The sequence below is a fragment of the Pseudomonas sp. Leaf15 genome (assembly GCF_001421425.1).
GTDB classification, from domain to species: Bacteria; Pseudomonadota; Gammaproteobacteria; order Pseudomonadales; family Pseudomonadaceae; genus Aquipseudomonas; species Aquipseudomonas salomonii.
Map to the genome: position 1 here is coordinate 63,587 of NZ_LMKI01000034.1, position 20,692 is coordinate 84,278.

The 20,692-nt window shown below is 60.2% G+C and carries 17 protein-coding genes; 4 read left to right on the forward strand and 13 right to left on the reverse strand.

Annotation, left to right across the window (positions count from 1 at the left end; genetic code table 11):
* Positions 1 to 155: 155 nt before the first annotated feature.
* From ASE80_RS23890 to minC, 5 genes are all read right to left on the reverse strand, one after another.
* Positions 156 to 1,445, reverse strand: a complete 1,290-nt coding sequence (locus ASE80_RS23890; RefSeq protein WP_017137857.1) for a M18 family aminopeptidase — start codon at positions 1,443 to 1,445, stop codon at positions 156 to 158.
* Between the two features lie 135 nt (positions 1,446 to 1,580).
* Positions 1,581 to 2,216: an RluA family pseudouridine synthase gene (locus ASE80_RS23895; RefSeq protein WP_056861096.1), complete on the reverse strand. Its 636-nt coding sequence runs from the start codon at positions 2,214 to 2,216 to the stop codon at positions 1,581 to 1,583.
* Positions 2,217 to 2,311: 95 nt separating this feature from the next.
* On the reverse strand, positions 2,312 to 2,566 hold the full coding sequence (minE, locus tag ASE80_RS23900) for a cell division topological specificity factor MinE (protein WP_003175252.1): 255 nt from the start codon (positions 2,564 to 2,566) through the stop codon (positions 2,312 to 2,314).
* A gap of 3 nt (positions 2,567 to 2,569) precedes the next feature.
* A complete protein-coding gene (gene minD, locus ASE80_RS23905; RefSeq protein WP_056861097.1) occupies positions 2,570 to 3,382 on the reverse strand; it encodes a septum site-determining protein MinD in 813 nt (270 codons plus the stop codon).
* 200 nt (positions 3,383 to 3,582) lie between these two features.
* Positions 3,583 to 4,320, reverse strand: a complete 738-nt coding sequence (gene minC / locus ASE80_RS23910; RefSeq protein WP_056861098.1) for a septum site-determining protein MinC — start codon at positions 4,318 to 4,320, stop codon at positions 3,583 to 3,585.
* A gap of 118 nt (positions 4,321 to 4,438) precedes the next feature.
* On the opposite strand from minC, the gene ASE80_RS23915 reads away from it, so the two are divergent.
* Positions 4,439 to 5,374: a lipid A biosynthesis lauroyl acyltransferase gene (locus tag ASE80_RS23915; protein ID WP_056861099.1), complete on the forward strand. Its 936-nt coding sequence runs from the start codon at positions 4,439 to 4,441 to the stop codon at positions 5,372 to 5,374.
* Between the two features lie 28 nt (positions 5,375 to 5,402).
* A complete protein-coding gene (locus tag ASE80_RS23920) occupies positions 5,403 to 6,533 on the forward strand; it encodes a patatin-like phospholipase family protein (RefSeq protein WP_056861100.1) in 1,131 nt (376 codons plus the stop codon).
* Positions 6,534 to 6,642: 109 nt separating this feature from the next.
* On the opposite strand, the gene ASE80_RS23925 is transcribed toward ASE80_RS23920, so the two are convergent.
* The 7 genes from ASE80_RS23925 to puuE form a co-directional block, all read right to left on the reverse strand.
* Complete coding sequence (locus tag ASE80_RS23925; RefSeq protein ID WP_017137852.1) at positions 6,643 to 7,428, reverse strand: outer membrane protein OmpK; 786 nt, start codon at positions 7,426 to 7,428, stop codon at positions 6,643 to 6,645.
* Between the two features lie 446 nt (positions 7,429 to 7,874).
* Positions 7,875 to 9,221: a nucleobase:cation symporter-2 family protein gene (locus ASE80_RS23930; RefSeq protein WP_056861101.1), complete on the reverse strand. Its 1,347-nt coding sequence runs from the start codon at positions 9,219 to 9,221 to the stop codon at positions 7,875 to 7,877.
* Between the two features lie 196 nt (positions 9,222 to 9,417).
* Positions 9,418 to 10,716: a urate hydroxylase PuuD gene (locus ASE80_RS23935; RefSeq protein WP_056861102.1), complete on the reverse strand. Its 1,299-nt coding sequence runs from the start codon at positions 10,714 to 10,716 to the stop codon at positions 9,418 to 9,420.
* A gap of 51 nt (positions 10,717 to 10,767) precedes the next feature.
* Positions 10,768 to 11,271, reverse strand: coding sequence for an ureidoglycolate lyase (locus ASE80_RS23940; RefSeq protein ID WP_056861103.1), 504 nt, complete (start codon positions 11,269 to 11,271; stop codon positions 10,768 to 10,770).
* A 137-nt stretch (positions 11,272 to 11,408) separates the two neighbouring features.
* The gene (gene alc / locus ASE80_RS23945; RefSeq protein WP_014719294.1) at positions 11,409 to 12,404 is read right to left on the reverse strand and encodes an allantoicase; all 996 of its coding nucleotides are present in this window, start codon (positions 12,402 to 12,404) and stop codon (positions 11,409 to 11,411) included.
* 41 nt (positions 12,405 to 12,445) lie between these two features.
* Entirely contained in the window at positions 12,446 to 12,961 is a 516-nt protein-coding gene (gene uraD, locus ASE80_RS23950; protein WP_056861104.1) for a 2-oxo-4-hydroxy-4-carboxy-5-ureidoimidazoline decarboxylase, read from the reverse strand.
* Positions 12,958 to 13,884 (reverse strand): allantoinase PuuE, encoded by a 927-nt coding sequence (gene puuE, locus ASE80_RS23955; RefSeq protein ID WP_056861105.1) that lies wholly within the window; start codon positions 13,882 to 13,884, stop codon positions 12,958 to 12,960. Before puuE ends, uraD begins: the two co-directional genes overlap by 4 nt.
* A gap of 390 nt (positions 13,885 to 14,274) precedes the next feature.
* On the opposite strand from puuE, the gene uraH reads away from it, so the two are divergent.
* Together uraH and ASE80_RS23965 are read left to right on the forward strand one after the other, a co-directional pair.
* Positions 14,275 to 14,628: a hydroxyisourate hydrolase gene (gene uraH, locus ASE80_RS23960; RefSeq protein WP_056861106.1), complete on the forward strand. Its 354-nt coding sequence runs from the start codon at positions 14,275 to 14,277 to the stop codon at positions 14,626 to 14,628.
* Positions 14,629 to 14,791: 163 nt separating this feature from the next.
* A complete protein-coding gene (locus tag ASE80_RS23965) occupies positions 14,792 to 20,026 on the forward strand; it encodes a dermonecrotic toxin domain-containing protein (protein ID WP_056861107.1) in 5,235 nt (1,744 codons plus the stop codon).
* Here the strand turns inward: ASE80_RS23965 and ASE80_RS23970 are convergent.
* Positions 20,016 to 20,642 carry a LysE family translocator gene (locus ASE80_RS23970; protein ID WP_056861108.1) on the reverse strand — a complete coding sequence of 209 codons (627 nt, stop codon included), beginning with the start codon at positions 20,640 to 20,642 and terminating at the stop codon, positions 20,016 to 20,018. The two genes, ASE80_RS23965 and ASE80_RS23970, sit on opposite strands and share 11 nt — an antisense overlap.
* Positions 20,643 to 20,692 lie beyond the last annotated feature (50 nt).

Consider the following 20,692-nt stretch of genomic DNA (forward strand, 5'->3'; position numbering starts at 1 on the left):
GAAGTTGGAGTGATATGGGTCAGGTTTATGCAAAACCAACTATGGGAGCGGGCTTGCTCGCGAATGCGGTGTGCCAGTTAAAGATGAATTGACTGACACTCCGCTTTCGCGAGCAAGCCCGCTCCCACAGTTTTGACCGCATTCAGCCCCTGAGGTCAGGGCAAATCGCGACTCGCATAAAACGCGCCCAACACCTTCACCAGGTGCGCCAGATCATGGCTGCCACACAGCTCACGGATCGAGTGCATGGCAAACGTCGGCAAGCCGATATCCACGGTGCGCACGCCCAGGTGGCTGGCGGTGATCGGGCCGATGGTCGAGCCGCAGCCCATGTCGCTGCGCACCACAAAGCTCTGCACCGGCACTTCCTGGGCCATGCACAGATGGCGGAAGAACCCGGCGGTTTCGCTGTTGGTGGCGTAGCGCTGGTTGCTGTTGACCTTGATCACCGGGCCGGCGTTGAGTTTCGGGCCATGGTTGGCGTCGTGCTTCTCGGCGTAGTTGGGGTGCACGCCGTGGGCATTGTCTGCCGACACCAGCAGAGATTTCTGAATGGTGCGGACGAATTCCTCACCTTCCGGCAGAAGACGGCGCAGGGTCTGTTCCAGCATCGGGCCATCGGCGCCGCAGGCCGAGCAGGAGCCGACTTCTTCATGGTCGTTGCACACCAGCACGCAGGTTTCGTCGTTTTCGCTGGTGAGCAAGGCTTGCAGACCGGCGTAGCACGACAACAGGTTGTCCAGGCGCGCACCGGCGATGAAATCGCCATTGAGGCCGATCACCGCAGCGCTTTGCGTGTCGTAGAAACTCAGCTCGTAGTCGAGCACCACATCGGCGTTCAGGCCGTGCTCGCGGGCCAATTGCTCGGTGAGCACGGCGCGGAAGTCCACCCGCTCATCACCGGCAAACTGCGCAAGGATCGGCGGCAGCTCGGTCTGGGCGTTAATCGCCCAGCCCTGGTTGGCTTCACGGTTCAGGTGAATGGCCAGGTTGGGGATGATGGCAATCGGCAACTTGAAGTCGATCAGTTGGCTCTCGACCTTGCCGTCGCGGCGGAAGGTCACGCGGCCGGCCAGCGACAGGTCGCGGTCGAACCACGGCGCCAGCAGCGCGCCGCCGTAGACTTCCACGCCCAACTGCCAGAAGCCCTGGCGTTGCAGCTCCGGCTGGGGCTTGACCCGCAGGCACGGGCTGTCGGTGTGGGCGCCGACCATACGGATGCCGTCTTGCAGCGGCGAATGCTTACCGAGCTTGAAGGCGATGATCGAGGAATCGTTACGGGTGACGTAATAGCGCCCGTTGGCCTCGGTGGCCCAGGTTTCGCGCTCGTCGAGACGCTGGTAACCGGCCGCTTCCAGGCGCTGGGCGAGGGCGGCAGTGGCATGAAAAGGAGTAGGGGAGGCCTTGAGGAAGTCGATCAGGCCTTGATTCAACGCTTCGCGCATAAATAGCTCCAGACAGCAATGCGCGGAGTTTACCGTATTGGCTCCACATTTGAAGTGAAGCTACTCGCTTGAAAACCCTGCAAGGCCAATGTGGGAGCAGGCAAGCCAGCTCCCACATTTGACTGTGTTTGCAGTTTAGAACGGGGCGGGGCATTCAAAGCGCAGCCGCTCGCCGCTTTGCGGGTGCGTAAAGCTCAACATGCTCGCATGCAGGCACAGACGCGGCCAGGCGGCCAGGGCTTGTTCATGGGCGTACAAACCATCACCGAGCAGCGGATGGCCGATCGACAGCATGTGCACCCGTAACTGGTGCGAACGCCCGGTGATCGGCGTGAGCTCCACGCGGCACCAGTCGCCACAACGTTCCAGCACCTTCCAGAAGGTCAGCGCATGCTTGCCGAACTCATGGTCGACTACATGGCGTGGCTTGGTCGGCGGGTCGTAGCGCAAGGGCAGGTCGATGCTGCCGCTGTCCAGTTCCGGTTGGCCCCAGGCCAGGGCGGTGTAGGCCTTTTCGGTTTCGCGGTCGTGAAATTGGCGCGACAGTTCGCGGTGACTGTCGGCGTCGCGCGCGAGCAGGATGATCCCTGAGGTTTCCCAGTCCAGGCGGTGCACGATGCGGGCTTCGGGGTAGCCGTTTTCCTGCAGGCGGGTGATCAGGCAGTCTTTGTTGTCATCGGCGCGGCCAGGCACCGAGAGCAGCAGGGTTGGCTTGTTCACCACCAGGACGGCGGCGTCCTGATGCAGGATATGAATAGTGGACAGCGGCATTAAACAGCCTCGTAACAAACGCCAACGGCGGCTCGGCCACCCGGTTCCCAAGCGGGATCAAGGTGATCGAGCCGCCGTGGCGGCCGCCTGTTCGATTAACGATCAGGCAGGGTGATATTGAGTTCCAGAATCGAGCAGCTGCCGTCGTTTTCCAGGGCGACATGTACGTCATCGTTGCCGATATTGACGTACTTGCGGATCACCTCGACCAGTTCCTTCTGCAAGGCTGGCAGGTAGTCCGGGGTACTGCGTTGGCCGCGTTCGTGCGCCACGATGATCTGTAGACGCTCTTTCGCTACCGACGCGGTACTTGGCTTTTTGTTGGCGCGAAAGAAGTCGAGAAATTTCATTGTTTAGTTGCCTCCAAAGATACGCTCGAAGAATCCCTTCTTCTTAACATCGAGGAAGCGATGTTCCACGGTCTTGCCCAGCAAGCGATCAACTGCATCGCTGTACGCCTGGCCGGCGTCGCTCTGGTCGTCAAGAATGACCGGAACACCTTGGTTGGAAGCCTTGAGGACTGCCTGGGATTCGGGGATCACGCCCAGCAGGGTCACTGCGAGGATTTCCTTCACGTCTTCAACACCGAGCATTTCGCCGTTGCTGACGCGCTCAGGGTTGTAACGGGTGAGCAGCAAGTGCTCCTTGATCGGGTCTTGATTTTTTTCGGCGCGCTGGGACTTGCTGGCCAACAGGCCGAGCATGCGGTCCGAGTCACGTACCGAGGAGACTTCCGGGTTGGTGACGACGATGGCTTCATCGGCGAAGTACATCGCCAGGTGAGCACCGGTTTCGATACCGGCCGGCGAGTCGCACACCACGTATTCGAAGGTTTCTTTGAGCTCGGCGAGGACTTTGCCTACGCCTTCTTTGGTCAGTGCGTCTTTGTCACGGGTCTGGCTGGCGGCCAGCACGTACAGGTTCTCAAGGCGCTTGTCCTTGATCAGGGCCTGTTGCAGGTTGGCTTCGCCGTTCACCACGTTGACGAAGTCGTACACCACGCGGCGTTCGCAGCCCATGATCAGGTCGAGGTTACGCAAACCGACGTCGAAGTCGACGATGACTGTTTTATGGCCGCGCAGAGCGAGGCCGGTACCGATAGCGGCGCTGGTGGTGGTCTTACCCACACCACCCTTGCCGGATGTAACCACGAGAATCTTGGCCAAGGTGTTTCACCCCTAAGGAAAAAGGACTTTTCAGCCCCTGAAAAACATCTCTTGGAACTCGCTGCAGGCGGACAGCCTTTGTAGGAAAAAGATGTGGTTTCCACGGGGAAACGCCAACTTCCAATTATTCCTACACAAGTCTTGCCGGTTTCGCTTTGCTATCAGAGTCTAGAGATGCTTGGAAAATGCGGCAGTATCCGTTAAAGACGGATGATGTTCAACACATCGCCCGACAGGCTGACCTGCACCCCGGCCCCCCACAGCGGATCACGGCGCAAATCTTCTGAAACCTTGTACTGGCCTGCGATGGACACTAGCTCAGCGCTTAACTGCTGGCAAAAAATCCGCGCCTTGGTATCGCCCTTGATGCCGGCGAGGGCACGTCCGCGCATGGGGCCGTATACATGGATGTTGCCATCGGCCAGAAGTTCCGCCCCGGGGCTTACCGAGGAGATCACCACCAGATCGCCACCCTGGGCGTAAATCTGCTGCCCGCCGCGCACGGGGGAGGTGATGATCTTCGTAGGCTTGACCGTGGGTTCCGGCGGTTTTTCCGGTTTTTTCTTCACTTCACCTTCCAGCGGTTCGAGCGGGCGCTCGCGGGCACCGGAGGGTGGCAATACGGGCAGTTCAATAGCGATGGCCGCGGCAATGTCTTCGATGCGGCTGGCGCGAATCGCCAGGGTGCGCAAGCCATGGGAGCGGCAGACGCGCATCAGGCCGGGCAAATCAATCGCGCCCTGGCCGGCCGGGAGTTTGTCCAGGGCCAGGACCAGCGGGGCATTGTTGAAGAAGTTCGGCGCCAGCGCGACCTTGGCGGCGAGCTGGCGGTCCAGGGCGTCGAGGTCGTTGCGGGCCAGTTCCAGCACGGTAATGGCGAGCATGCTGCCTTTCAGCTGGAACACGGGATCTTGGTCTAGCGGTTCGGTTTGGCTCATGGTCGGCAAAAGCGGCTTGTCACGAAAAGTGTCGAGACTTATAACGATAACAACCACGGGCCGCAAGCCGAGTCGAACGTTGTAGAATGCGCGGCCCTTGTCTTTACCGGAATCTGTAATGGATCGCCCGCGTTTTCGAGCTGTATTTTTTCACCCGCGCTTTTGGCTGTTATGGCTGGGACTCGGCCTGCTGTGGCTGATTACCCAGTTGCCCTACCGTGCACTGCTGACCATTGGTCGATTACTTGGCGCCGGCATGTACCGCGTGGCCGCTGATCGCCGCCGCATCGCTGCGCGCAACCTCGAGCTGTGCTTCCCGGAAAAATCCGCCAGGGAACGTAAACGGCTGCTCAAGGAAAACTTCGCGTCCACCGGCATCGCCTTCTTCGAGATGGCCATGAGCTGGTGGTGGCCCAAGTCGCGCCTGGCGCGCCTGGCCCATGTCGAAGGGCTGGAGCATTTGAAGCAGGCGCATCTGGATGGCAAGGGTGTGATCCTGATGGCCTTGCACTTCACCACCCTGGAAATCGGCGCGGCCCTGCTCGGGCAGAAGCACACCATCGATGGCATGTACCGCGAGCATGGCAACCCGCTGTTCGACTTTATCCAGCGCCGTGGCCGTGAGCGGCATAACCTCGATTCCCTGGCGGTAGAGCGCGACGACGTGCGCGGCATGCTCAAGCTGCTGCGTTCGGGCCGCGCCATCTGGTACGCGCCGGATCAGGACTACGGCGCCAAGCAGAGTATTTTCGTACCGCTGTTCGGCATCCAGGCCGCTACCGTGACCGCCACCAGCAAGTTTGCGCGGCTGGGCAAGGCGCTGGTGATGCCCTTCACCCAGGAGCGCCTGGCCGATGGCAGCGGTTACCGCCTGGTGATCCATCCGCCGTTGACCGACTTCCCCGGCGAGAGCGATGAAGTTGACTGTCTGCGCATCAACCAGTGGGTCGAAGCCTCGGTGCGCGAATGCCCCGAGCAGTACCTGTGGACGCACCGGCGCTTCAAGAGCCGGCCACCGGGCGAGGCTAAGCTGTACGAACCGCGCCGCCGGTAACCGCTACTTTCTTCTATGGAGTGACGCAATGCGCCCAGCTGAACCGGTCACAGGCTTGATTCTTTCCGGTGGCGGGGCGCGAGCGGCGTATCAGGTGGGCGTACTGGCAGCGATTGCCGAGTTGCTGCCGCCGGGGGCGCCTAATCCTTTTCCGGTGATTGTCGGCACCTCGGCCGGCGCGATCAATGCGGTGAGCCTGGCCAGTGGCGCCACGGATTTCACTGCGGCCATCCAACGCCTTACCGCGTTCTGGCAGGGCTTTCGCAGCCATCTGGTGCTGCGCAGCGATTGGCCGGGCGTGGTTCACCAGGCCAGCCGTTTCTTTATCCATAGCCTGTTGGGCCTGGGTGCCCAGGTGCCGGTGGCGTTGCTCAACAGTACGCCGTTGCGCGACTTGCTCAACGACAAACTGCACCTGCACGGCATTGATGAGGCGATCCGCAACAAGCATCTGCATGCGGTCGCGGTCACGGCCTTTGGTTATGAGTCCGGGCAAGCGGTGACCTTCTATCAGGGCGGCGGCAAGATCGATGCCTGGCTGCGCCATCGGCGCATCGGTGTGCCGACCCAACTGACGGTTGAGCACTTACTGGCCAGCTCTGCGATCCCCTTGCTGTTTGCGCCGGTCAAGCTCGATCAGGAATATTTCGGTGACGGTGCCGTGCGCCAATCCGCGCCGATCAGCCCGGCCTTGCACCTGGGGGCCAGCCGGGTGCTGGTGGTGGGTGTGAGCGGCAACCCGCGGGGCAATGAACCTTCGATGCAGCGTACCTACACCGGCCAGGAGCCGACCTTGGCGCAGATTGGTGGGCATATGCTCAACAGCACGTTCATTGACAGCCTGGAAAGCGATATCGAGCTGTTGGAGCGTCTGAACCAATTCAGCCATGTTGCGCCTGGGCTGGCGCCGGTGGAGGTGCTGGTGATTGCGCCCAGCCAGCCGATCGATGAAATCGCGGCGCGGCATCGGCAGGAGTTGCCGGCGGCGTTGCGTCTTTTTTTGCGCGGGCCGGGAGCGACCAAGACCAGTGGGGCGGGGGTGTTGAGTTACTTGCTGTTCGAGGCGGGGTATTGCAGCGAGTTGATTGAGCTGGGGCGCAAGGACGCACTTGCCAAGCGTGAGGAATTGTCCAAATTCCTTGGGCTGACAGTGAACTAAATGTGGGAGCTGGCTTGCCTGCGATAGCGGTATTCCTGTGCCAACTATGTTGGCTGACAGATCGCTATCGCAGGCAAGCCAGCTCCCACAGGGGATTGGTGTTGCTCAATCAGAAGTGATACTTGACCAGGAAGCTTGCCGTGTCCTGGTTAGTCTTGAACGCGCCGGAATCTTCGATCCCGTACTTGTTCTTCCAGTAGTCATATTCGAAGCCGACATACAGCTGCTTCTCGCCCCAATGCAGCGCCTTGCCCAAGTCGTATTTGACCTGTGGGTTGAAGTGCAGGTTGGCGTGGTAAGTGCCACGGGCGTTCCTGTCGTTGTCCACCACCCAGTCCATGAAACCGTCGATCAGCACGTTGGAGTTGCCCACGGGAATGGTGTACGACCACACCGGCGTGATCTGCCACACGCCATCTCCCGGGCGATTGCCTTCGGTCTGGCGCTGGTAGAAGTTCAACTGGAAGTAGTCGAAGCCAGGGATGTTCAGGTCAAAGCCTGGGCCCAGCAGGTACGACTCGTTATCGCCTTCGCCGAACTCGTAAGTGAAGGCCAGCAGCACATCTTTGATCGGGCCGAATGAGAGGTCTTTGTCGAAGATCTTGCCGAACGACAAGCGTGGGCTGAACTCGCCGTAGTAAGTACTTGGGCCGACGTTGCCGTCTTCCTTGCCGTTGTAAAAGATGCGGTCGACGAACAGGAAGTTGTCGCCGTACTTCCACGCATCGGCGTGCTCGAAGGTGACGGTTTGCTGGATCTGTGGGTTGACGGTGAAGTTCTTGCCCCACAGATACGTCAGGCTGTTGTTCTGCCACTGCAACAAATCGCCTGCCACGGCTTGGCCGCCGGCCAGCAGGGATCCTGCCAGCATCAGGCCTTTGAACATAGGTTTCATTCGGTTGCTCCCGAGTCAAAGTTTTATGGTTGTTTTTCTACGCAGGCGCTCTGGTGTGGCGCCTTTTGGTTCGCTGCAAAAATCGTCTGTTTGGTCAGCTTTAGTGCTTTTAGCAAGAGCTGCGCCAAGGTGTTTAAAAAAGCCAATAAAAGGCCTTCGGCTGCACTTGATGCAGTCGAATCCGGTGGTTTTTTTTGCACGTTGGCCGCAGACATTGGGCCAGGATAAGTTGGCCCTGCAGTCAGCTTTTACATTCGCTGTTTTTTTTTGAGTCGATTCGAGCGGGCGCGGAGAATACTGGCTCCCAGGCCTTGGCTCAAGTGCGCTGTTAGAGAGCGCAGGGGGCGAGAATGGGGCGCGGCTTGTGGCCGGCCCCAGGTGAATAGGGTGCATGCGGGTATTTCCTGTTGTTTATTATTTTTGTTGTTTTTTGCTAACAGGCCAAATCAATGCGTGTGGGCGACAGCGGGCCGTTCCGAACCTCCGAGGATGTTGAACAGGATGTTCAGCGACAAGGCGCTGAGGGTGGCCATGGCGATTCCGCTGTGGGTAATCGGGCTCATCCACAAGGGTAACTGCGCGAAGAACTCCGGGCGCACCACCGGGATCAGGCCCATGCCGATGCTGACTGCCACCAGCAACTGGTTGCGGCGGTCGGCAATGTCGGCCTCCTGCAGGATCTTGATCCCGGTCGCCGCGACCATGCCGAACATGGCAATGGCGGCACCGCCCAATACTGCCGGTGGAATCGATGCCACCAAAAAGGCGGCTTTGGGCAGCAGGCTCAGCACAATCAGGAACGCCCCGGCCATGATCGTCACCGAGCGGCAGCGCACGCCGGTCATCTGCACCAGGCCGATATTCTGGGCGAACGAGGAGTGGGTAAAGGTGTTGAAGAAACCGGCGAAAAATGAGGCACCGGCGTCACACAACAGGCCACGGCGCAGCATCCTTGGCGTGACCTCCTGGCCGGTGATTTTGCCCAGCGCCAGGAACATCCCGGTGGACTCGACGAAGATGATCACCACCACCAGGCACATCGACAGGATCGGTGCCAACTCGAACTTGGGCATACCAAAATGCAGCGGTGTTACCACTTGCACCCACGGCGCCTGGGCCAGGCCGCCGAGGTCGACCATGCCAAGCAGGCCGCACAAGCCATAGCCGAGCGCCATGCCGATCAGCACCGAGATATTTACCCAGAAGCCGCGCATGAAGCGGTTGATCAGCAAGATGGTCGCCAGCACCAGCGCGGCAATCGCCAGGTAAACCGGCGAGCCAAACGTTGCAGCAGCGCTGCCGCCGCCGGCCCAGTTCACGGCCACGGGGAACAGCGACAGGCCGATGGCGGTGATCACGGTGCCGGTTACCAACGGCGGGAAAAACCGCACGACCTTGGACATGAACGGCGCGATCAGCATGCCGAAAAAGCCGGCAGCGATGGTCGCGCCGAAGATGCCCTGCAGGCCGATACCCGGCATGCCGGCCATGGCCACCATGCTGCCGACGGCGGCGAAACTGGCGCCCATCATCACCGGCATGCGAATGCCCACCGGGCCGATGCCGAATGACTGCACCAGGGTGGCAATGCCAGCCACCAGCAGGTCGGCGTTGATCAGAAAGGCGATTTCTTCACGGCTCAAGCCTGCGGCCTGGCCAATGATCAGAGGTACGGCGACGGCGCCGCCGTACATCAGCAAGACGTGTTGCAGGCCTACCAGAATCAGTTGCAAGAGGGGCAGCCGCACCATGGCGGGTGCGGCGGGAATCTGCGGTTCGACTAACTCGGTCATGCAACACCTCGGATCTTTTTTATTGTTGTGTTGTTCGGCATTCAATTGCCGGGTGGAACTCAGTCTTCAAAACGACGCCGATCTCAACTGTGGGAGCTGGCTTGCCTGCGATGGCGGTGTATCAGGCACCGGAAGGGTTGGATGACCCACTGCCATCGCAGGCAAGCCAGCTCCCACATGAGATCTCTGTAATCTGTCAGTTAGTGCGCGCCCCCTGGTTGATCCAGGTGCCGATCAGATCGCGCTCCTGCTGGGTCATCTGGGTGATGTTGCCCAGCGGCATGATCTGGCTGGCCACGGCCTGCGCTTGAATACGCGCCGCCTGCTGCTGGATCTGCGCCGGGGTATCGAACATCACGCCGGCTGGGGCGGTGCTGAACAGCGGGCTGGTGGGCTTGGCCGAATGGCACACGGCGCAGCGTTCCTGGATCACGCCATGCACCTTGTCGAAATCAATCGTCGCCTGGGCCGGTGCGGCAGCAGGTTCTGCAGCGGGTGCGGCTGGCGCGGCAGGTTTCAAGCCACCGCCCAACGCGGTTTCCGGCAATGGCTGGTACTCGATGGCCGCGGGTGCCTTGGCCACGTCCGGGGCAGTCGAAACAGGTTTTGGCCCCGTCACATACGCCAGGCAGATCATCGCCAATGCGCCGACCGGCAAGGTCCACGCATACTTCTGGCTGTTATGCCGCGTGTTGAAATAGTGACGCACCAACACCGCCGCCACCGCGATCCCGGCCAGGATCAGCCAGTTGTATTGGCTGCCATAAGTGCTCGGGAAGTGGTTGCTGATCATGATGAACAGCACCGGCAAGGTGAAGTAATTGTTGTGGCGCGAACGCAGCAAGCCTTTGGCCGGCAGTGCCGGATCAGGTGTGCGGTTCTCGGCGATGGCCGCCACCAATGCGCGCTGGGCGGGCATGATGATGCGGAACACGTTGCCGACCATGATGGTGCCGATCACCGCGCCCACGTGCAGGTAGGCGCCACGGCCACTGAACACTTTGCTGAAGCCGTACGCAGCGGCAATCAACAGCACGAACAGGATCAGGCCGAGCAGGGCAGGGCGCTTGCCCAGGGCCGAGTCGCACAGGAAGGAGTAGATGAACCAGCCGACGAACAGTGAGCCAATGCCCAGCAGTACGCCTTCGGGACCACTGAGGCTGCTGCCCGGTGCCAGCAGGTACAAGGTCGGGTTGGCGTAGAACACTACGCACAGCAGCGCGATGCCCGACATCCAGGTGAAATACGCTTCCCATTTGAACCAATGCAGGTTGTCCGGCATGGTCGGCGGGGCCAGTTTGTATTTTTCCAGGTGGTAGATACCGCCACCGTGGATCGCCCATAAGTCACCGGCCAGGCCGTCTTTGGGGTTGACGCGATTAAGGTTGTTTTCCAGCCAGACAAAATAGAAGGAAGCGCCGATCCACGCGACGCCAGTGATCATGTGAACCCAGCGCACGCTAAGGTTCAGCCATTCCATCAAATGTGCTTCCACAGTCTTTACCTCTCGCCTGTCACCCTTGTTGTCGGGTGATCAGACCTTCTCTTATTGGTGGGGGGCGAGGATCAAACGCTCATCCTCTTTGAAAAAATGCTCATCGCAGTTATTGCCTGTGCCACTGCGATCAACCACCAGGAAGTCATCCCGCTTTTCGATCGTCAGCACCGGGTGGTGCCAGACGCCGCGATGGTAATTAATGCCCTGCCTGCCGTTGGTGACGAAGGCGCGGACCAAGCCCGATACAGGTTCATCGCCAAGTGGCGCGACCACGATCAGAAAGGGGTTGCCGAGCAGCGGGATGAAAGCCTGGCTGCCCAGCGGGTGTCTCTCCAGCATGCACACGGTCAGCGGCATGTCCTGCGCGTCGGCGCGGAAGATGCTGATGATCGCGTTGTCTTCAGGCTGGGCGGTTTCTACCGTGGCCAGCTTGTGAAAGCGCATGGTCGACCCGTTGTTGATCATGAAGTGATCGCTGCCGTCGGTTTCGATAACGTCTCCGAAAGGGGCGAAGGCTTCTTTGGTCAGGGGTTCGATCACGAGTGTGCGCATGGCTGTCTTCTTAATCTTGTGTATGGATCGTTCCCACGCTCTGCGTGGGAACGCCGCCCTGGACGCTCTGCGTCCGCTCTTGTGACGCAGAGCGTCACGGTATGCATTCCCACGCGGAGCGTGGGAACGATCGGGTGTTACTTCGAAACCTTGCCCAAAACCCGCAGGCGGCTCACACCACCATCCGGGAACACGTTCAGGCGGATGTGGGTAATCGGCCCCAGCGCCTTGATCTGCTCGGCAAACGTGTGTTCAGCGTGCATCTCCAGTTTCTGCGCCGGCAGCAGCTCGCGCCAGAACAGCGATTGGGTTTCGATCTGGCTGTCGGTGCCGCCCTTCACGAAGGCGCCCTGGATCGAGCAGGTGTCCGGGTAGTTGCCCTTGAAGTGCAGGGTGTCGACCACGATTTTCTCGATCTCGCCGGGGTGGCCCAGCGCGACGATCACCCAGTCATTGCCTGGCGTGCGACGACGGGCGGTTTCCCAGCCGTCGCCCATATTGATGCCACGGCCCGGGTTGAGGATGTTACTCATGCGGCCGAAGTGCTCATCGGAGCAGGCCAGCGCACGACCGCCGTTGAGGGCAGCAGCCAGGTCGACCTGTTCGTTGTCGCCCACCGAGGACCAGTCGCGGAACGGCACGCCGTACACGCGCAGACGGGCTACGCCGCCGTCCGGGTAGATGTTGAAACGCAGGTGGCTGAAGGCCTGGTCGTTGTTGATCTCGTGGTAGTGGTGGCTGTTGCCTTGCAGCTCCACGGCCGACAGCACTTCCACCCACTGGGTGTTGGCGTCCGGCTCACCCGAGGCCAGGAAGCAGGCTTCCAGGGACGCCGATGGCGGGAAGTTGCCGGTGAAGAATGAAGTGTCGATGTCCACGCCCTTGATCGAGCCGGGTACGCCGAGGCGGATCACCGCGCTGTCGTAGCCTTCGAAGCGCTTGCGGCGTGACTCCCAGCCGTCCATCCACTTGCCGTTGTCATCGAAAACGCCCTCCTTCCAAACGGCCGGGGTCGGCTGGAACAGGCGGTTGGCGTCAGCGAACCAGTCATCGGTCACCGAGATGATCTTGGTGCCCAGGCGGGCGTCGGCCAGGTTGACGAACTTTTCGAAAGGTACGGCGTAAGCTTTCATTCTTCTTGTCTGCCTTGAATAGAGTGGCTGGGGATGGTCGTTTAGAGGGTCAGTAAACGGAACAACGCGATCTTGTTGATCTCGGCCAGCGCGCATTTGAACTCGGCGTCTGCCGAGTTGTGAATGCGCGTTTCGAACGCGGCGAGGATCTGGTGCCGGTTGCTGCCTTTTACCGCCATGATGAAGGGAAACTTGAACTTGGCCTTGTAGGCGTCGTTCAGCTCGGTGAAGCGCGAGAACTCCTCACTCGTGCATTGGTGAATCCCCGCGCCAGCTTGCTCATCGGTGCTGGCTTGGGTGAGTTGGCCCTGGACGGCCGCACGGCCTGCCAGGTCCGGGTGAGCATTGATCAGCGCCAGCTGGCTGGCATGATCGGCGCTCAACAAAATATCGCTCATGCGCTGGTGCAGGGTTTCGATCTGGTCGATCGAGCTGTCCTGGCCCAGGTCGAAGGCCTTTTCGGCCACCCATGGCGAGTGTTCGTAGATATCGGCGAAAGCGGCGACAAATTCTTCGCGGCTCAAGGTCGACGGTTTCAAGGTCTGGAACGCAGTCATTTCGCCGCTCCCGTGTGCGGGTGGGTTTCGTGCCAGTGACGGGCGATGTCAACGCGACGGGTGAACCACACCTGTTCATGGCCTTTGGCGTATTCGATAAAGCGTTTCAACGAAGCCAGGCGTGCAGGGCGGCCGATCAGGCGGCAGTGCAGGCCGATGGAAAGCATTTTTGGCGCCTCGGCGCCTTCGGCATACAGCACGTCGAACGCGTCCTTGAGGTACTCGAAAAAGTCATCGCCCTTGTTGAAACCCTGCACCTGGGTGAAGCGCATGTCGTTGGTGTCCAGGGTATAAGGGATCACCAAATGCGGCTTGCCGGTCGGATTGTTCGGCTCCCAATAGGGCAGGTCGTCGTCATAGGTATCGCAGTCGTAGAGGAAACCGCCTTCCTCCATCACCAGCCGACGCGTATTGGGGCCCGTGCGGCCGGTGTACCAACCCAATGGGCGCTCGCCGGTCAGTTCGGTGAGGATGCGGATGGCTTCGAGCATATGCTCGCGTTCCTGGGCCTCGTCCATGTACTGGTAGTCGATCCAGCGGTAGCCGTGGCTGCAGATCTCGTGGCCGGCCTCGACCATCGCGCGAATCACATCCGGGTGGCGCTGGGCGGCCATGGCCACGGCGAAGATGGTCAGCGGAATATCGAATTCTTTAAACAGCTTGAGGATGCGCCACACACCGGCACGGCTGCCGTATTCGTACAGCGACTCCATGCTCATGTTGCGTGCGCCTTGCAGCGGCTGGGCCGAGACCATTTCCGAGAGGAAGGCTTCGGACTCTTTGTCACCGTGCAAAATGTTGCGCTCACCGCCTTCTTCGTAGTTGAGTACGAACGACAGCGCAATGCGTGCCTTGCCCGGCCAGTGGGGGTGAGGAGGGTTACTGCCGTAACCGATCAGGTCGCGTGGGTAGTCAGCGCTCACTGCAGTCTTCCTTCTTGTTCGTGGTAGCAAGTGTGTGTGGCGGCCGGGCAGTGAAAAGACTGGGTGGCGTCACAGCGATGAGTGATTGTATACAACTTATCAGCCACTTTGTAAGCCTGCATTTCTGCATTTTTTCTGCAGCACTCGGTTAAAAGGGTGTAGCAAGAAACTTGCCTGGTTGGTCAGCTAATGGACAAAAGGTCGTTTAAAAGCAAGGTTTGCTCGCCGATTGCCCCGCCGAGCACCGCCGACAGGCAGATGCAAAACTTTGTGATTTTTATTGTGTACAATTTTTTTAAAAAGTGTCTTAATCAGCCATCGCCAGCTTTTTTGATGCCCTGAAAAAGTGCAGGTTTATCTTCTACTGACTTAAGGAGGCGCGTAGACGCCATGGGACGTTTGACCACACACGTTTTGGACGCCGCACACGGCTGCCCCGGCAGCAATATTCAGGTCGAGCTGTATCGCGTTGACGGCGCGCAGCTGGAACGGGTGGCCACCGCCACCACCAACAGCGACGGCCGTTGCGATGCGCCGCTGCTGCAAGGCGACGACTACCGCAGCGGTGTGTACCAACTGCAATTCAGCGCCGGCGACTACTACCGCGCCCGTGGCGTGCAATTGCCGGAGCCGGCCTTCCTCGACGTGGTGGTGCTGCGTTTTGGCATCAGTGCCGAACAGGACCATTACCATGTGCCGTTACTGATTTCGCCTTACAGCTACTCCACCTATCGCGGTAGCTGAGTCGTCACCTCGCTTCACACCCCCAAAGCTCTTCGTTGGTTTTTTGCCCGCCCACACTGCGGGCTTTTTTTATTCCCGATGGCTAACGGGCCGCCCAATTATGTAACGCACCTGGGGCGGCTGAGGTGCCTAGGCTCGGCTTTTCTGTACGGAAGAGTCTGCCATGAGTACCGACAACACCGCCTGGTTGGCCGCTGAGGTCGCTGCGGCCCAAGCGCTCGATTTTGATGACCCGCAAACCCTGGACGCGGAGCGTGATGCGGCGATTCGCACGCTTGTGACCCGACGGCTTAACGAGGTCTCGCAGCCCAGTCATGAAATCAATCGCCTGTACGAAGCACAAGTCAGTGCCAGAGCGTCGGCAAAATCCCTGAGAAACTTGATCGGGCGGGCGCCGAGAGTGCTGGGCATTATCCGGGGCGCATTGCGCAAAGCCTTCGCGCTTGACCCCGACACGCTGGTGTTCACCGAATCTCGGCCGGCGCCCCTTCACCTGAAGGTCAACACCCTGACCGAAAAAGCCTTGGGGCTGCTGATTCAACCCGATGTGCCGCTCGACATTAGCCAGTTCACGTCCTTGAGTATCAAGGGTGAACCCGCGCGCTCGGTGCCGTTTACCGCCTGGGATGCGCTGGCACGCTTGAAAGGCTTGGCGTTGCTCGGGCAGATCGAGAGGGCTGGACGAGAATATTGGCAGCAACTGGCCCATGGATCGTGGCTGACACGCAAACACCATTGGGTCCAGTTGCGAAAGTCGTTGTTCGCCGAGAATGCATTGCTGGCCCATCGTGTTTATCAACTGACGGACCGCGGCTTTGCGCTGGTCCGCACCCTCATGGAAATCCCTGGCGCCGATGCGCGCCGTCAGGCCGCAGGCGAGTGGGCGAGTATTCAAGTGAGCAGGGTGGCATGGCCTGGCACAAATCGGGCCCTGGTCCCGGTGCCGGGCGCTTTGCATATTTATCGTGATGACGTCGCGGGTGACACGCTCCATGTCATTTATCTGCCGGGTCTGATTCGCGAGTTTTACGAGTTCAGTTCCTGGTACCGCCTGCAATGTGATCTGCCGGCGCTGGTCAATGGTCCTTTGAGTCAGGTGCTCTGGCAGTGTTTGCCACTGCGCCGTTGGCATGAGCTGTGTGACGCGCCAAGCGTTAAGCCGCAGGCATTTGCCCTTCAACTTATCGGTGCGCACGAGGAAGACGCGTTGCTCGCCAGTGCAACCGAGCTGCTGGAGGCGCAGTGGGATAACGAGGTGGCCTGTGCCTTGTCAATCAACCCTGCTGCTGTGGGGGTGCAAGGTGCAGGGCAGGCCGCCGCCACGGATGTGCAACGCTTGCTTAAATTTATTGAAAAAGGCCGTCGCCGGCTGGCGCGCAGCATCCTGTTGGGAAACAGCCTGGACAACTTGCTGGAGTGGGATTGCCGGCGCCGCCTCGGTGAGATTGTGTGTGCAAGCCTGACGCCGGACCTTGCCTTCAAGACCCGTGAAGCGCAGCTCAATCGTTACGAAAAAGGCCTGATGGCCCTGCTCGATCACACGGATGTGAGCGAAAGCAGTGCGCCCTATGAAAACTTTTTGAGCCTTGAGCGGCAATGGCAGAAACACGTGAGTACAGTGACTCAATTAGCACATGGCCCACACGAGCGGATGTTTCAAAAGGCGTTCTGGCTTGAGCAGCCTTTGGGCACGTCTAATCGCGGTTCATTGGTGGGCACTGCCCTGCGCCAGGCGTTGCTTCTGGAAGCCCGGATGCAGCAGCAGTTGAACCTGTTGCCCGCCGTGCACGTAGAGCGATTGAACACCGTATTGAGTGAATCCTGGGTGCCCGGCGACAGCGCTGCTGATACCTGTGCGTTGCAGGTAACCGTCGGCAGCGCGCCCGGTGCGTTGTACCCGTTGCTGGGCGCGTTGCTCGTGACCACCCATGAAGCCTTGGCCCAGCCGAATGGCCCACACTCAGTGTTGTTATGCGTAACGGGGCAGTATGGCGGGCTGGTGCCCTTTGATAACTTGAACGCTTTTGCCAAGGGCCTTCAAGCCAGCCTGAAAAGCCGCGACGGATCGGTGTTGTGGCGCTGCATTGGACGTGATCAGCGCGAGGCGGCGCGGGCCGCGATCAATGGGTTGCCCAGGGAGGCCTGCGTGGGGGTGAGCTACGAGGCCATCAAGCGCCCCGCACTCAAAGACCTGTTCATCAAACTGATGCGACATCACGCCGCGCTGGACACGCTTATTGGCAAGGGTGTCAGGTTGTTCAGTGAAATCAGCGATCCGCAGTTGAGCCGCATGTTGCTGGCTCAGGAATTGTTCGAGTGCCTGCAAGTGCCCGCCAATGATGCGCGCACATTGGCCTTGGTGAATGTCAACCTGTTGCAGGTAGCCGCCACTCAAGCGCGAAAACGCCCGTCGTGGTTGGGCATTGCATCAGCCGGCAAGCGAAAACACTACGAACGGTTGTCACGCCGCTATGTGATCAATGCCTTTGCGGTGGAGAGCAAACTCTGGCGGGATTTGCCGAGCCTGGAGTCATTCGCCCGTAAAGCCTTGGTGGCGCGATTGACGCAGGACGGTTTTTACCCTGAGCTGGATATCGACAAACCACTGGTGGATTTGCCCGATGATGTCAGTTCACAATTGTGCGGCTGGTCGAGTCAGTGCGCAGTGGGCGATCGTGATATTAAAAAGTCTGTCAGCCCACAGCGGACCACCTTCAGTCTGCTGCAATTGGCGTTGCATAATCTCGACCCCAAGGCGCCCTGGACCCGCTGGCGGTTGAATCGTGCACGCTGGCTGGACCCGGCCTGGAAAGAGCGCTTGAGTGTGCGTTACCTGATCGACACCCTGGCTTCGCTCGACATGGGGGGCGAGTACGACAAGCTGATCATCGGGGCTTTTTATCCTCCGGCGGCGACTCAAGCCAAGTCTTCAGGTGTGTCCCAGGCCCTGGTCTATAGGGCTTTGCGACAGCGTGCCCAGATGCAGCTGTACTCTGCGGTGCAGCAAGGCTTGAGTGATACGGCCCAGCGTCTGTTTACCCAGGCGTTGGCGGCCGAGTCGGCACGTGACCTGAAAACCGATGAGTTCGACATCCAGTTGGCGGTGCTGCGCCTGATGGACGCCACCCCCGAACATGATCGGCACATCACGGGCCTGTTGTTCATTCATGACAGGTTATCGAAGCTTTGCGTGGTGTATTGGCCCATGGCTGCGGCAAGCCGTGTGATTGTCGCGTATGCCAGTTTGGAGGAGGCGCAGAAGGCCTTGAACCGTGTCGGTGCACTTGTCGAAAACCAGCAGGCGTTGGCGCGCCAGGTGGCGCCCGGCTGGGAGGCGCAGGCGCTTGCCGGCTACCCCGGTGAGGGCTTGCGGGTGCAACCGCGCCGGCCTCACTCGCTTGAGCCAGGACAACCCGGCCTCTATCGTTTGATTGCCATGGCTGTGGAGTTGTTTTTGGCCCCGGCAAAGACGCCGGCGGTGGACCCTGCAAGCGTCGAAGCGTTGATCAAAGAGCAGATTGAGTCGCAGCCTGAACATTGGTTGGCGGCTGCGCCTACCCCCTATGGCAATGCATTGGCGTTGCTGGCCCACGCGCAGGTGTTCGATCTGCAGCGTCGTACCCAGGCCCAATCCCAGTCTTCCCAGGCGCTGGAACACTACCGCGAGCAACGTTTGGGCGAGCAGTACGACGCGACGATTCGCGGTCTGCTGGGCTTTGTTCCGGTATTGGGCGTTGGCGTCAGCCTGTATGAAATGCTGCTTGCCGCGCGGCGCTTTCATTTCAGCGGGTCTGCCCATGACGCTGTGGATGTGGCGTTCCTGACGCTGCTTGCGTTCGTCGACGTGATGACAGCCTTTAGTCCTTCCACGAAGGGCGCGCGCGTTTCGCGTGTCGCCTTGGGGCGTTTGCATCGCCATCAAGGGATCATGCGGGGTACGCGCGCGGGCCTGAAACCGGCACCGCTCAAACCCCGTCATTTGCTCGAGCACTTCCAGGCCCAGGGCGGTTTGGAGGGGGCCGTTGAATTGGCGGGGCCGGGAGGTAAAGGGCGGTATGTAAAAGATGGCGAGCAGTTTATTCGCGAGGGTAACGAGGTTTACCCGGTCTACCGACGCGAGAACGAGCAGGGGCTGCGCCTGAAAAATAACCAGGGTGAAGGGCAAGATGAACTGATCCTGCACATCGAACAGCCCCGTGAATGGCTATTAGGCGCCGATGCACCGGTGGCCGGGCCGAGTTCAGGCGTGTGGCAACCCTGGGCGCCCACCCGAGGCGTAACGGATTGGTCACCGCCATCGCGCACGCGTACGGAAGCGGCTTTGCGCGCCTCGCCGGTGGCCAACAGTGCCTGGCAGTCTTGGGGCTTTCGGCGTGCTGACCCTCTGACCGAAGTGCCGCCCTTGGGCCGACATATATACCGGGTGCCTGCGACGCCGGGTGTTGACGCCTATGACCTGTTGCGATTGGGGCCGGATTACTATCGATTGCTGCCCCAGGGTACCAACGCGTCGTCTTCGAGCATCGTCTTTATTATGCGCAACCAGGATATTTCCTTCCGGGCCCCCGTGGATGTGGAGCGCTGGCTGGGCATGGCTGTTGCTGAGCAGCCGATACCGGCGACCCTGGGGGCCAATGGGCTGTGGACGCCCCATCAACCGCTGTTCACTGAACGCCTGGACGTCACGATGGGGCGGATTTTTCCCACGATGACCGGGGGCAGCAGGCGGTTTGTTGCCGAGCGGCTCACTGAGTTGGCCGACACCGGCCCCACGGTGACGGCCACGCACTTACTGAATATCCGGGCGACGCTCGACCGGTGGCTGGCCCCGCAAACCCCGGACCGTATGCCCGATCTGCTGAGCATGCTACGGCCTGCGGGTGAGCCGGGCGCCAACATCATTAACATCGGGGTCGATGGGAGCGCGCCGGGGGGCACGCGGCTGGATTTCACTCCGCCCGTCAGCCTGGGCCAATCATTACTCAGGCGTATCCGCGGCAATGGTTTACCTCGTTCGCAAGCGGTTCAAGCGGCCGTCAGGCAGATTCTGGAGCACTACGGATTTACCGTCAGGGGAATCCCGCGGCGGCATGGTGGGGCCAGTATGAATGACTTTTATTGCACCCATCCGCATTCGAATTCGGTTTATTTTGTGCTGAACAACTGGGTCGATAATCGCAACGTCAGCCTGCGCTCCAGGGTGGCCCCGCAGCTCTCCGATGCCTGGTTTCAAGACCGTATCCGTTCGCAATCGCCCTACTCGGCGGAGTTTGCTGCCATTGAGCAAGCCATGCCGGAAAACCGTCTGGTCCGGCTCGTTGCAGGTATTCAGTGGCGAGTTCGTTATGAGGAACCCGCCAGCGTGTATTTTGCCAAAGTCGCTCCGTTCAGCCCTTGAGCAGCGCTGCCGTGGCTGCGCCGCCAAACAGTGCGGCACTGATGCGGTTGAACCAGCTCTGGCCCGCGCCGCTGCGCAGGTAACGCGCGGCTCCATGGGCACCGAGGCCGTAAGCCAGCTTGCAGAGCAAGTCGAGCACGGTCCAGGTAGCGATCATGATCAGCAGTTGCGGGAGGAACGGCTGCTGGCTGCTGAGAAATTGCGGCAGGAAGGCCGCAAAAAACAGGATGTCCTTGGGGTTGCTGGCGCCCAGCACAAAAGCGCGGCCGAACAACGCGCGAAACCGCGGCACGGGCGGCGCCTGCGGCACTTCGGCGCCGTGGGCAGGTTGCCGTGATTGCTGCCAGCTCTGCCAGGCAAGGTAAAACAGGTACAGCGCGCCGACAATTTTCAAGGCACTGAACAGCTGTTCGGAGGCCAGCAATAACGCACCCAGGCCCAATGCCGAGGCGCTCAGCAGGCAGATCGAGGCAAACACCCCGCCCAGAAACGCCGGGTACGAGCGGCGCAGGCCGTAGTTGAGGCTGTTGCTGATCATCAACAGCGACAGCGGCCCGGGGATCAGGATCACCACCAGTGCCGCACCACTGAACAACAGCCAGGTATCCAGGTTCATCTACGTTCCTTCCTTATATGCAAAAAGCCCCACCCGAAGGTGAGGCGGTT